This is a genomic window from Sphingobium indicum BiD32 (genome assembly GCF_000382885.1).
Lineage (GTDB): Bacteria > Pseudomonadota > Alphaproteobacteria > Sphingomonadales > Sphingomonadaceae > Sphingobium > Sphingobium japonicum_C.
On record NZ_CAVK010000193.1, the window covers coordinates 1 to 12,633 of the forward strand.

Below are 12,633 nucleotides of genomic sequence, written 5' to 3' on the forward strand. Positions count from 1 at the left end.
GAAAGCTCGTCGTGACCGCAAATGCCTTGCTCAAGACCGACCGATGCTGGCAGCAATCTCAGGCTTGATCATCACGGATACTCTAGCGGGAACGGCGTGCGCGGATCTCATCAAGGCCTGGTTGCAACAGCAACCCACTCGCGAGAGGCCGGATACATTTACGCAAACTGTCCATCGTCAGATCGCCGAAAGCTCTTGTGAACGCGGGGCGGACCATACATTTTTTGCGCTGATCTCCTTGAGCATGGCGTTATCGAGCATTTCGTCAGCCAAGAGAAGCGTCAGCCGGGCGCCTCCTACAGCGACCGCAGCCGCCCCGGATCGGAAACCTTCAGGCCCCATATTTGGCCTTCTACTTGCAGAACGTCGCTGAGTTGATCCCGTGACGGCGGCACACATCTGCTGTCGCCATCCCGGCCTCCTGCTCCTTCAATACTGCGATGTTCTGCCGCTCGCATTCATTTGGTCTCGCCCTCGAAGGGCACATTGCTGCAGGCGACCAAAAGCATTTCATGCGAATCCAGCGCTGGGAGAATGTAATCGAGATAGGCATGACCGCCGTCGGGGCGGGGCAGGTTCCGGAGTCGATCCCACTGTGCGGCAAGGCCGGGATCCAGATCGGACTGAAACGCGAATTCCCGCTCTCCGTTGAACATCTGTGCGAGCACATCGACCACGGCCGGGGATGCGGCGGCACGGTCAAGCATCTGCCCGAAATCCCTCAACCAGCCGCGAATCTGCCCGACATAGGGGTGCCAGGTCGGCTGCAGCGAAATCTGGATCCCATCGTAGAACCGGTACATTTCGGCGAGGACGTCATAGCCTTCCCCTTCTCCGGCGAACTCACGGACGATGGGTTCCACCCAATCCGCCGGTTCAGCCTCTGCCTCGGGAGAAACCACTGCAGCAATTGCTGCCCTAACCCGCTCGGGCTTCAAGGGCAGCGTGGTAATGCTGACCCCGAACGGACGCAGCGCATCTTCCACTGCATTGACCAGTGCGCCGGATACAGGAGCCGGAGCGCCTTCCCCCTTGCCTTTGGTGCCCAGTGGATTGTTTGGCGTAGGGACGCTGTGATCGTAAGTTTCGACGTGCGGCACATCGGCCGCGCACGGCATCATGTAGCCTTCAAGAGTGGTATTCTGGAGCTCACCGCGCTCGTTGTAGACATACTCCTCGAAAACGGTGTTGCCGATGCCCATCACGACGCCGCCCTGGACCTGCCCCTCGACAACCAGCGGATTGATTGGCGTGCCGCAATCGTCGACCACAACGTAGCGCAGAATCTTGATAACACCGGTCTCAGGCATCACCTCGACGACGGCACAGTGGAAACTCGCCCCGGTCATGTTGGGGACATTCTGGGGTTCGAAATATGCCGTGTGCTCAAGCCCCGGCTCGGTTCCCTGCGGGAGCTGGATCGGGCATTCGATTAGGTGGACGGCGACGGCGCGTAGCTGGGTCCGGATTTCCCGGTCCTTAACCCAGACGATCTCCCCATTCTCGAAGGTGAACTCGTCAGGTGAGGCATCGATGCCAAGGTCGTGTGCGGCGACCAGGCCTATCTTCTTCTTTAGTTCGCGCGCCGCCAGCACAGCCGCGCTGACGGTGTAGGAAGCCATGCGATTGCCGACGTTGCCCATGCCGTAAGGCGTGCTAAGCGTATCGCCATAGTCGAGCCTGACATCGTCGGGCGTAACGCCGAATTCATCTGCAAGAACTTGCGAAATGACCGTTTCATGGCTCTGGCCCGACGGAGGATCACCCACCAGCACGTGGATCTTGCCGGAATTGAGTACCTTGACCGTCGCCACACCGTATCCCGGCTTGCGTTGACGGGGAACATAGGCCTTTGACGATACACCGGAGCGCTCAGTCTCGCCGCCGAAGCCGAGACCGATGAAGCGCCCCTGTTCACGGAGCTTCGCCTGCAATTCGCGAACTGAGGCGACATCGATGGTTTCCACCAGCTTGTCGAAACCGCCCACAAAATCGCCACTGTCGAGGAAATTCCCAGTCGCGGTGACATAGGGAAACACGGTCACTAGATTCTTGCGGACCACCTCCAGCGGATCGAGATCGAGCTCGCGGGCGAGGCGGTTAATGGCGCCATCCATAGCCAGGCGCACCGGGAACGAGCCAAACGCCCGCGACGGCGTCAGGCACGGCTTGTTGGTGACAACACAAACAATCTCGATTTCGGCCTGGGGGATGTCGTAGAAGCTCGTGATCATGAAACAGCCGGCGCGCGGGTACATGACGCCCATGAAGACAGGCTGTTGCCCGTGGCCGATGTCAGTGATGCAGCGGTCACGAAGGGCCAGGATCTTCCCATCGCTGCGCGCAGCTATCTGGATCTCGTGGATCTGCGCGCGTTCCTGGCCGACGCCTGCCCGGAAACTTTCCTCGCGCGATTCGACCCAGCGGACCGGACGCATGATATCCCGGGCCACCAAGGCGAGGATAAAATCCTCGCGCGAGTGCGGTGCCTTGGTTCCGAACGATCCGCCTTGGTCCTTCGGTGCTATTACCCGGACCATCTGCTCCGGCCAGTCCAGCACCTGGGAGATCGCCTGCCGCAGGAGGTGCGGCCGTTGTGTCGTCGTCCAGTGGGTCAGCCCCGAATGATCATCCCACTGGGTCAGAACGCCGCGGCATTCCATCGGGCTAGCCCCGGTTCGAGGTACCTCGAACCGTTCCGTGATGATGATGTCTGCCTTGGCGAAGGCATCCGTGGCATCCCCACCCATCTTTTCCCGGTAGATCACGTTGTCCGGCCAGGATTCATAGACACGCGGCGAATCGTCGGCCATCGCCTGCTCGACCGAGGTGATCACGGGCAGCGGTTCGTAGTCGATGACGACAAGCTCGGCGGCGTCCTCGAGAACATACTTGGTCTCAGCGAGGATCACCGCAATCGGTTCTCCGTGGAACACCACCTTATCGACCGCCAGTGGCCACGATGGGGGCAGCCGGAGCGTACCTGGCAATTCGTTGACCAGCTCGGGGATGAGCAGTTCGCGCATCCCGAGCTTGAGCAGATCGGCCCCGCTATAGGCGGCCACGACACCCGGCACACTCAATGCACGGCTGACATCGACCGACTTCAGCCGTGCATGGGCGTGCTTGCTGCGCACGAAGAAGGCATGGACCATGCCCGGCAGTTTGATGTCAGCCAGGTATTGGCCTCGCCCTCGGATGAGGCGCAGATCCTCCTTGCGCTTGATCGGACGGCCGACCCACGAAACAGCCAAGGCTTCAGACTCCGCGTTAATGGTTGTCACGAGCGGGTTCCCTCAAGCTTCGCAGTGTCAAACCAGGCCGCCCGCTCCTCGGGATCCATGCCGCGCAGCTGGGCGGCTGCCGATTGCACCGCCTCGACGATGTGACTGTATCCGGTGCATCGGCATATATTGCCCACCAGCGACTGCCGGATCGCCTCGTCAGTGAGTTCCGGCGAACCTTCACGCACGTTGGTTGCCAGGATGTCGAAGATCGTCATCATCATTCCTGGCGTACAATAGCCGCACTGCAATCCATGGCGTTCCCAGAAGCCGTTCTGGATCGGGTGCAACTCGCCAGGGGCGTTCGCGAATTCTTCCAGGCCTTCGACGGTCACAACCCGGTGCCCATCGGCCTGCACCGCGAGGACCATGCACGACTTGGTCGCGTTCCCGTCCAATACGACCGTGCAAGCTCCGCAGCGTCCTTCGTAGGTGCAGCCGACGTGCGTCCCGGTAAGACCGAGTTCGTCCCGGAGGAAATCGACCAGAAGCATTCTGATCGGAACAGTCTTGCGCTGGACACGTCCGTTGACGGTCACCGAAATTGTCTTTTCCATATTCTTAGCTGGTCCCGATTGCCCGCTGCCATGCGTCGTTGAGAGCGTCCTGCCCGATCGCGCGGACTAGCTGCCGGCGATAGGCTGCGGAGGCGCGACCATCGGACTGCGGTTTGATTTCCTCGGCAGCGGCCTTTGCGGCGTGGGCGATGACCTCGTGGTCCACCGACTGGCCGATCAGCACCTGTGCCGCGATGCGGGCATCGCATGGTGCAGGCACCAAGCCGCCGATGACAATGCTGGCCCCGGTGCAGATGCCATCGGCGCCGATTGTCAGGGATGCCGCAACCCCGATCACGGGTCGCCCGTTGGTTGTGATCCCGAATTTCCGGTACGCGCTGCCCGAACCCGGCGGCGGGGCGGGAAAGGCCATGCTCTCCAGCAGCTCGTCGGGCGCCAGCAGAGCATGCGCCGCATCTCCGAATGCATCCCTGGCGGACACTTTGCGATTGCCCGCGCGGCCGACAATGCGCAGGCTCGCATCGAGACACATCGCAACCTGCTTCAGGTCGGTCAGAACTGTTCCGAAAACAACGTTGCCACCGATCGTTCCGCGATTCTGGACCTGGAGATCGCCGATCGCCGATGTCGCGTCTGCCAGGGCAGACCACCTCGTCCTGACCAACGGGTCGTCATAGACCTCGCGGTGCCGACGCATCGCTCCCAGCACCAGCGTGCCGTCAGCCTCGATTTCGCGGCGGCGCAATTCGGCAACACCAGAAAGGTCCACCAGCACATTCGGCCGCAATGACCGGTTCTTGAGCAGCGGCATGATTGCCAGGCCGCCAGCCAATAGAACCATATTATCCTCTCCGCCCGCAAGGCACTCGAGGCATTCCGTCAAACTGACCGGGGCATGATAGGTCTCAACAGGCGCCAACTGTACCATCACTCGCCTCCCTGGATGGAGTCTACGCGCGGATAGAAATGCCGGTTGAGCGAGGTGCGGATAGCATGTGACGCGCCCCTCCCATGATTGGCTACTTGCCAAGCCGCAGGCAAGCAAAGTGACACAGGACGCTTACGACCAATGCTCTTGGCGTCACGTCGGTGTTTGCAGGGGAGTTGTGTCATGCTCATGAGTTCCAGAATTGACAAATTGGGCAGCGAGCCCACGTGCGGATGTATGAACGCAGCTTCGCGTGCCCTCAACCGATTGGTACGCCCCCGGTGAGCGAGAATTCTCCGACAAACAATTGGTCGAACGGGTCGTTCGCCAGTCGCTCAGGGCTATGGGTGAAATCTTGATCGCCAGTTTCTTGTTCCCAGGCGAAATCCTGAATGATCTCGCGATGATCGAGGCCCCAGCGGCCGTCTCGCTTTGACCAGCGATCGAGATAACGCCCTCGTACGTGGCGATGGGCAGTGACCCCACAAGCGCTGCGTTGCTGGACCAAGCTGTTCTCGAAGTAGGTTTCGCTCATTGCGCGATCATCGTTGATATCGATGGCCGTCAGCGTGATAAGATGCACGCTGCCCCCCATGGCGGCCAGTTTACCCAGAAGCTGTTCATTCACCGCGTCCGCATCGCCATCGATGTTATGGGTGCGATCCACTAGCCTCGCGCCCGGCCACCATACCGACTGCAACAGCGCTGCATCAAGCCGGTCGAGCGCACAGCAGGCAACCCGCATACACGCCTTGATCGCCTGTTCGTCTGCGAGAAGGGTCAGGTCATCCGCTTCGGCCTTTTCGAGAGAGGCGAACAGCGCATACGATGGATCCGAACGGTCACGGCGCATGAACTGGCCCATCTCGCTCTTCACGGCCTGCTGCCACACCGCTCCGCGTGGCGTGAAGCGCTGCTTGATCGCCCACTTGCCTTCGCGCCGTTCCCAGGTGTCGAGATAACGACCGCGGAAGTGATCCTGGACTGCGTCGCCGGCATGGTCCGCGTAGCCGTGCAACATGGAAAAATTCATCGTCTCGCTCACCGCCTGATCGCCGCAAACGCGAATCGCGGCCCGCATGCTCTGGTGCTGGTGCGCGGCCCACGGATAATGGCCCAGAGTCATCATGAGGGCAATGTCGTGCGCAACAGCTTCAAGCGCAACGGCTTCATAGCGCAACGTGGCATCCGCATGCCAGAACGACTTCCAGATGTCCGGGTCGAAGCGGTCGACTCCGCGTGAGTAAGTCGCAAGCTGGCGGCGGATATCCCGCTCTGCGCGCAATTCGGAAATGTCATTCGCGCGGGTAGCAAAGACCCCCTCGCCACCCAGGCTGTGCAGATGGGCATAGACCGGATCGGTTCGGTCGCGCCGCGAAACGCCACCAGTCAGGCCCGCGGAAAGCTGTTCCCAGGCCACCACCGGGATGATCCTGTGGTGGTCGATGGCCCACCGGCCATCACGCCGCGACCATTGGTCAAGAAAGCGAATCCGCACATGCTCATCACGCCAAGGCCCTTCCGCGCCGTTGCTCTCGTTCGCCCCACTTCCTTGGATAGCCTTGCGCCGGATCACGACAACGTTGGCCTCGCTGACTGCGCGGTCGCCGGCAATCCGGATCAGAGGATCGGCAAGATTATGATGATGGAAAGTCAAAGACTCATGCTGGCGAACTATATCCTCGATGGCGTAGCCGATCGGCCGGGGCAGACCGTCCGCACCGACCGCGACGGTGCCGTCGGCATGCCAGACGGAAGCCAAAAGGTCGCGATCGAGCCGATCTACGCCGCGACAGTAGTTGACCAACTGCTCCGCGATTTCCCGTTCGTCGAGAAGGTCTTGTACCGTAGCAAGCGCCACGAAAATATCTCCCAAAACTGAGCAACCTAAGGCTGGGGCACTTCAAACACCCACAACGTCGGGTCCCCCTTCGACGCTTCGATCTCCGGCGTAAGATGGGACACGAACGTATCGAGATAGGTGCCCCCACCAGTAACAATCGCAACGAATTGCCGGCCGCTAACTGCGTAGGTGATCGGAAAGCCGGTAGGCGTGTCGGAAAGCCGAGTTTGCCAGAGTGTCCGTCCCGTGCCGCTATCGAGCGCCCTGAACCACCGATCGCGCGAACCGACGAACAAGAGCCCGCCGCCAGTTGCCAGTGTGGCCGAGGCTAGAGGCGACCGCTGCGAGATATCCCAGGCCTTCTTCCCTGTCGCCAGATCAATCGCGGTCACCCGCCCGTACAAGTTCCCCGCACCAGGTCGGGGGACAACATTCCAAACGCCGCCAACCGGATTGGATGGATCGACCTTCAACTCCATGCAACTATCAAGAGCGGGGACGAACAGCAGCTTGCGGACAGGATCGTAAGCCGTTGACGGCCAGTTGCGCACCCCGCCCGCGAATGGACAGGCCTTCGTCAGAGCCTCGGAAGAAGGAATTTTGCGGACATCTAACGTCTTCCAGCCAGTCTGTGGGTCGATCCTCGTGATCAGGTCCTGAATCCCATAGTCATAGGACCAGAGATACTTCCCGGTACCTTGGTCGACTGCATCGACAATTCCGAGCTTGCCCATGGTAAGTGCTATTTGCCGACTGCTGTTCTTCGGGTCAGTCACAAGCATGCGCTCAAACGCCCAGTCTTCATCCCACACGTCGCCCGCGACATGCTGAAAATGCCACTTGATCTTGCCTGTCTTGGCGTCGAGGCTCAACGTGGTGTTTGAGTAGAGAGCAGCCGCAGGCTTCTTTGGGTTTGCGCGCAGGATGGCGCTTACCGCATAGGTATTCCCCGTGCCGAATATGACCTGATCCGTCTCATATCGGTAGCTTGGAGCCGTCCACACGCCCGCACCGTTACGCTCCCCTGTCGGCACACCCCAGCTTCCCGCAGCCGGGTCATGATTGTCTGGAACAGTGTAGAACCGCCACAGTTCGGCTCCGGTCTTCGCATCAAGGGCTGCCATGTAGCAGCGGAGCCCGGAGCGCGCGCAATTCGCCACCCCTTGGAAGACGCGTCCATTCGCGACCAGCGGTGCTGCTGTGGCGACCCCCTTCTCACCAAGGAATGTATCCCAGAGCACCGCTCCGGTTCCGGCATCCAGCGCGAGAACATGATTGTCTACGGTGCTCGCGTACAAGGCCTTCTGATAAAGGGCGAGGCCTCGCGGCTGGGTCAACCGACGCGGCGGGGCTGCCCTCTGCATGGTCCAGATCGTGTCGCCAGTGAGCGCATCGAGCGCGCTGACGAGGCCGCCAGCATGAATGAAGATAACACCATCATGCTCAAGGGGCCCGACGCCGTTCGCCCCGGGACCGAGCGACTTGCTCCAGACCAATCGCATTTGCGAGACGTTCGACCCGTTGATCTGCGCTAGTTGGCTATAGCCAGTCGCATTGGTATTACCTCGCCACACCAGCCAGTCGTCCCCGGCGGGTTGCCTCAGCATTGCATCGGTGACGGGCTTGAGGTTCCGCCCGATTGCAGCGAGCCGGTTCCGCTCCGCCGCGGAAATTTCATCTATTGCCTGGGGCGTCGCAGCTACGGATGCCTTTTCTTCGCCCTCGGGCGCCTTAATATCGTTCTGAGCCAACAGAAAACGTGCCAGCCCTTGCGCCTCAGCCGCCTCCATCTGGACGGCGGCTCCGGGGGGCATGGATTTCCGGATAAACTCGGCAAGTCCATCCGCTCCCAGTGCCCGCCACTTTTTCACGAAGGCTTCACCTAACAGGGCAGGAGCGCCGGATCCCTGAAGGTTGCCGCCGTGACAGACTCTGCATTTCGCAGCATAGACGGCCGTAAATGAAGACTCATCTGATGTTTGGTCAGATCGCAAAGCGGCGGCGGCAGGGGCGAGGGCTAGCGCCCCGCCCAACCAAGCAATAATCCAGACACGCGGGGACTGCATTTATGGCACCTCTCAGATTTGCACTGGCACTTCCGCATCTCGATTGGCAAGCCACCTGCCCTTCGATAGGTATTATCAATCCCGGTTCAGACAAGTCTCGGGGCATGGAAACTCTACGCTCGGCGCGAATTCCTTGCGGTCAGCCCCGGGATCGCTTCAGCGGCTATCGGCGAAGACTTGCAGTCCGGTCCTCGGCCGAGGGGCCTGCATGGGCGGTGCCACCGCTCACCTTGCCGGTGCCCGGACCAAGACGCGCTGGCGCTGGGCCCTTCCCGCAACGAGACATCAACTCCCAAGTGGGTGAATTATGGCCACGAATATAGTCGCAAAGACAGTCAAACTTGCTTCCGTTTCCATCCTCATCGGGGGCGCCTCGTTGGCATCCGGCAACGAAAATGACATTCACCTTATTTGCGGTGCCGAAAATGTCGAGGACATGGTTGCCCTGCCGGGCACTGATTGGATTGTGGGAAGCGGCGTCGGCGACTCCTTCTTTCAAGGAGGTGCACTACACCTCATCAACGAGCGCAGGATGACTGCGGAAACCGTTCGCCTTGACCTTTCGCCTCGGCTGCGCCCGATCGCGCGATATAATCGTTGCCCCGCCCCACCCGGCGCCAATGAGTTTTCAGCGCACGGCATGGGCCTTCGTCCAGGCTCGAATGGAACCTACGACCTTTTCGTGATGAATCATGGTGGCCGGGAATCCGTCGAAGTGTTCAGGATCGCCCTTTCCAAAGGCAAGCCGAACTTCAGGTGGATTGGTTGCATCGCGACACCACCCAATGCCATGGGCAATTCCATTGCGGCGACCAAGGACGGAACCGTTGTGTTATCTGCTTTTACGGTGGCAGATCGCCCCTTGCTTTCGATGGCCAGCTTGTCGAAGGCCGCGTCCAGCGACAGGCCGGAACGCCCCGGTGAGATCAAGTTCAAGGCCTCTCAAGGCGCATTGTTCACGTGGAACCGGCGCGACGGCTGGGCCAAGCTGGCAAACAGCGAACTGAACGGAAACAACGGCTTGGAGCTATCGGCGGATGACAAGTGGGTCTTTGTGAATTCCTGGTCCGACCGGCGGATTGTCCGCGTCGCGCTAAAGAATGGGGCTGGCGACAACCGTTCAGTCCACGTGGACTTCATGCCAGACAATCTTCGCTGGTCATTCGACGGGAAGCTGGTGGCCACCGGTCAGGATGTGGCCGATCCCCGTGAGGTATTCGCCTGCACCAAATCAAACGGTTCGCAATGCCCGACCGCCTATGCTGTTGCGGAGGTCGATCCCGGATCATTGTCCGCCAAGACGATCTACAGGGCGAATGCGATGGCATCTTTCGGCACCGCCACAATCGGGCTCAGGACTCGGCGCGGCCTGTGGCTGGGTTCGGTCCGAAGTCAATGTATCGGGTACGTGAATGCGGACAGCCTCGGGCGCGCCAATTCGACGGGTGGGGCGAGATCTCCTATCGACAGACAGGTCCAATGACCGGGCGAACCGGTTACATCGGGCGCGATAATGCCAGTTGAGTTGCGGCAAGGTCTTCCGCAGAAATTCAGATCGCTCGCGTGGAGATCTCGCTGCAAGAGCACCGTCCGGTAACAGATTGCGGATCTGTGAGCGCGGTTCACACTGGAGAAGTCATGCCGATGGGGTAGGTAGGCATGCGCGCGACATAACACGATCCCGGGCCGGGACAATTGAGTGAGGATCATGCGAGAACGGCAGCTTAATGCAAATTGGAGGTCGCACTTCGACAAGAATTTCATAACCGTCGAACAGGCGGCCGGAATGGTGTCGTCAGGGGATCGCATCTACCTGGTAACGCAACACGAGCCTCCCAGCCTGATGGCTTCGTTGATCGGCCGAGCGACCGAGTTGCGCGATGTCGAATTGCGCAGCCTACGCGTCATGAACAATTTCGGGATTTTCGAACCCGAATGGGCTCCCATGATCCGCGGTAATGTGACGATGGTCGGTGCTGAAAACCGTCATGCGGTTGAAGGCGGGTGGACCGATTTCACCGTCATCGGCTTTGGTGACGTCAATCGCGCGTTCGATCAGAGGCGTCCAGGCAGCGCCGCTTACGACTACTGCTGGCTTACGGTTTCACCGCCGAACGAGCAGGGCTTTTGCTGCGCAGGCAGTCACCTATGGGATCTCCGAATGGGCATGAGGAGTTCCAAGTTAAACATCGCAGGAATCAACAGGCATTTGCCCAGGACGTTTGGGGATACCTGGATCCACGTATCCGAGATCGATTACTTCTTTGCCGAAGATGAGCCCCCCCCCGTAAGGGGCCCACTGACCGTGTCTCCACTCGTGAAGGCTGTCGCAGGCCATGTATCCACTCTGATCCGCGATCGCGACACCATCCAGGTTGGCATGGGCAGCACCAGCAACATGCTGGCTCTGGCTGGCGCGTTCGATGACAAAGAAGACTTGGGTTACTTCGCGGAGATGGCGGGCGCCGGAATTATAGATCTTGTAAAGAAGGGTGTCATAAACTCTAAATATGCCACGCTTCATCCCAATAAGATTGTCACCGTGGGCGCAGGCGGAAGCCCCGAAGAATACACATACATTTCGGACAATCCAATGTTCGAATTCTACGACTTCGACCATATGTTAAATCCTGCCCTCATAAGCAGGAACGACAACATGGTTTCGATTAACAATGCGCTATCCGTTGATCTAAGAGGCCAAATAAACGTCGTCAGCATGGGGCCTAAACTATTCGGTGGATCAGGCGGGCAACTCGCTTACCACTTGGGTGCCTGCATGTCCAAGGGTGGCCGGGCCATCACCGTTCTTCCCTCTACCACCTCGGACGGTTCAATCTCTCGCATCGTATCAGAGCACCCCCAAGGGCAAATGGTTACCGTCCCATGGGATCTCGCCGATACGATCGTGACCGAATTCGGCGTTGCCGATTTGGTGGGCAAGACAATGCGCGAGCGGGCTAGTGCACTCATTGAAATTGCCCATCCAGATCATCGCCCTGAACTCAGGAAGGCGGCTTCGACGCTGCTCTGATAACGGCGCTTCGCTCGCCCCGATTGGCGGCCTGCCTCGCTCAACAAGCATTAGAAGGCGGCTTGCCCAAATAAACTACGGAAGAGGAAATTCAAATGGCTGATTCTGAGAACAAGCGGCGCATACTCCCAGGCAAAACCATGGAGGAGCTATCTCACTCATCATTCCCGCTTCCTGACCCGGAAACCCTTGACGAAGAAGAGCGAGAAGCCTTCCGCCGGGTTGCGGAGCGTTCCGGGCGCTTCTTTGAGTCATTCAAGGACGGCACCGAATATCGCATGACACCCCTCTTCCAGGTTTTGCTCCAGAGTCCGAAGCTCGCGCAGATCTGGTCCAGCTTCGGGGACTTCTACCAGACCTCCGAGGTGAGAGGCAGTTTCTCAAACCGGGATCGCGACATTGGACTACTTGCCCTCGTTCCGCTGCTCACCAATGCAAGAACCGGCAAGATCCCGCTCAGCCCGATCTGGATCACTTGGGCCGTCAGCTCCGGCATTGCCCCTAAGGACATCAAAGCCATTCTTGAGGAGCGGATTGACGACATTTCCTCAGAAGACAAGCAACTGTTCGAATTTGTCAGGGCGACGGCAACCGGTGGATTGACCAAGGAAATGTTCGACGCCCTTGCCGCGCGATGGAACGTCAAGACCGCAGTGGAGTTCATTTCCTTTGTCACCTGGCGTATTGGGCTCTTGCGGACAATCCAGGCCCATTGGGGCATTCAGGACCTTCTGGCTGACAATGCCGATGCTTACAGCGTCTTGCAAGATTACCTCGAAGGCAAGCGTGAGGCTGAAGACTACAACATGTCGAGCGCTTGGGTGAACGCACCTGCCTCGCAGGCTTGAAGCACCCAGCCTCCTGATCGCGCCTGCAATGTAAGACGGCGCAGGCCGAGCCTCCAGTCACCAGGCTCAGGACCCATTGATTGGCTGATGGCGATGTGATTCAGGTAGCCATCCG

General features: G+C 59.6%; 8 protein-coding genes and 1 pseudogene. 3 read left to right on the top strand and 6 right to left on the bottom strand.

All coding sequences use genetic code 11. From position 1 onward, the window contains the following. Positions 1-216: 216 nt before the first annotated feature. The 6 genes and pseudogenes from EBBID32_RS25015 to EBBID32_RS18115 all read right to left on the bottom strand — a co-directional run. Positions 217-487, bottom strand: a pseudogene (locus EBBID32_RS25015) (transposase); the annotation flags it as partial. After that, complete coding sequence (locus EBBID32_RS18090; protein ID WP_051093381.1) at positions 459-3,284, bottom strand: xanthine dehydrogenase family protein molybdopterin-binding subunit; 2,826 nt, start codon at positions 3,282-3,284, stop codon at positions 459-461. The gene EBBID32_RS18090 and the pseudogene EBBID32_RS25015, both read right to left, overlap by 29 nt. After that, positions 3,281-3,841 (bottom strand): (2Fe-2S)-binding protein, encoded by a 561-nt coding sequence (locus EBBID32_RS18095; RefSeq protein WP_006963157.1) that lies wholly within the window; start codon positions 3,839-3,841, stop codon positions 3,281-3,283. The genes EBBID32_RS18090 and EBBID32_RS18095 overlap by 4 nt, the downstream gene beginning before the upstream one ends. A gap of 4 nt (positions 3,842-3,845) precedes the next feature. After that, positions 3,846-4,730 carry an FAD binding domain-containing protein gene (locus EBBID32_RS18100; protein ID WP_006963159.1) on the bottom strand — a complete coding sequence of 295 codons (885 nt, stop codon included), beginning with the start codon at positions 4,728-4,730 and terminating at the stop codon, positions 3,846-3,848. A gap of 259 nt (positions 4,731-4,989) precedes the next feature. Then, complete coding sequence (locus EBBID32_RS18105) at positions 4,990-6,591, bottom strand: nuclear transport factor 2 family protein (protein WP_006963160.1); 1,602 nt, start codon at positions 6,589-6,591, stop codon at positions 4,990-4,992. Positions 6,592-6,617: 26 nt separating this feature from the next. Continuing rightward, positions 6,618-8,639, bottom strand: coding sequence for an outer membrane protein assembly factor BamB family protein (locus EBBID32_RS18115; protein ID WP_006963162.1), 2,022 nt, complete (start codon positions 8,637-8,639; stop codon positions 6,618-6,620). 307 nt (positions 8,640-8,946) lie between these two features. On the opposite strand from EBBID32_RS18115, the gene EBBID32_RS18120 reads away from it, so the two are divergent. The 3 genes from EBBID32_RS18120 to EBBID32_RS18130 all read left to right on the top strand — a co-directional run bounded on the left by EBBID32_RS18120 (position 8,947) and on the right by EBBID32_RS18130 (position 12,518). Next, complete coding sequence (locus EBBID32_RS18120; RefSeq protein WP_006963164.1) at positions 8,947-10,122, top strand: hypothetical protein; 1,176 nt, start codon at positions 8,947-8,949, stop codon at positions 10,120-10,122. A 225-nt stretch (positions 10,123-10,347) separates the two neighbouring features. After that, on the top strand, positions 10,348-11,670 hold the full coding sequence (locus EBBID32_RS18125; RefSeq protein ID WP_006963167.1) for an acetyl-CoA hydrolase/transferase family protein: 1,323 nt from the start codon (positions 10,348-10,350) through the stop codon (positions 11,668-11,670). 95 nt (positions 11,671-11,765) lie between these two features. Continuing rightward, positions 11,766-12,518: a hypothetical protein gene (locus EBBID32_RS18130; RefSeq protein ID WP_037491723.1), complete on the top strand. Its 753-nt coding sequence runs from the start codon at positions 11,766-11,768 to the stop codon at positions 12,516-12,518. The last annotated feature ends 115 nt before the right edge of the window (positions 12,519-12,633 follow it).

What these genes read in the sequence shown, in the direction of transcription:
- EBBID32_RS18130 (WP_037491723.1), top strand. Translation starts at nt 11,766, where the DNA reads ATGGCTGATTCTGAGAACAAGCGGCGCATACTCCCAGGCAAAACCATG.
- EBBID32_RS18100 (WP_006963159.1), bottom strand. Translation starts at nt 4,730, where the DNA reads ATGGTACAGTTGGCGCCTGTTGAGACCTATCATGCCCCGGTCAGTTTG.
- EBBID32_RS18120 (WP_006963164.1), top strand. Translation starts at nt 8,947, where the DNA reads ATGGCCACGAATATAGTCGCAAAGACAGTCAAACTTGCTTCCGTTTCC.
- EBBID32_RS18095 (WP_006963157.1), bottom strand. Translation starts at nt 3,841, where the DNA reads ATGGAAAAGACAATTTCGGTGACCGTCAACGGACGTGTCCAGCGCAAG.
- EBBID32_RS18115 (WP_006963162.1), bottom strand. Translation starts at nt 8,639, where the DNA reads ATGCAGTCCCCGCGTGTCTGGATTATTGCTTGGTTGGGCGGGGCGCTA.
- EBBID32_RS18125 (WP_006963167.1), top strand. Translation starts at nt 10,348, where the DNA reads ATGCGAGAACGGCAGCTTAATGCAAATTGGAGGTCGCACTTCGACAAG.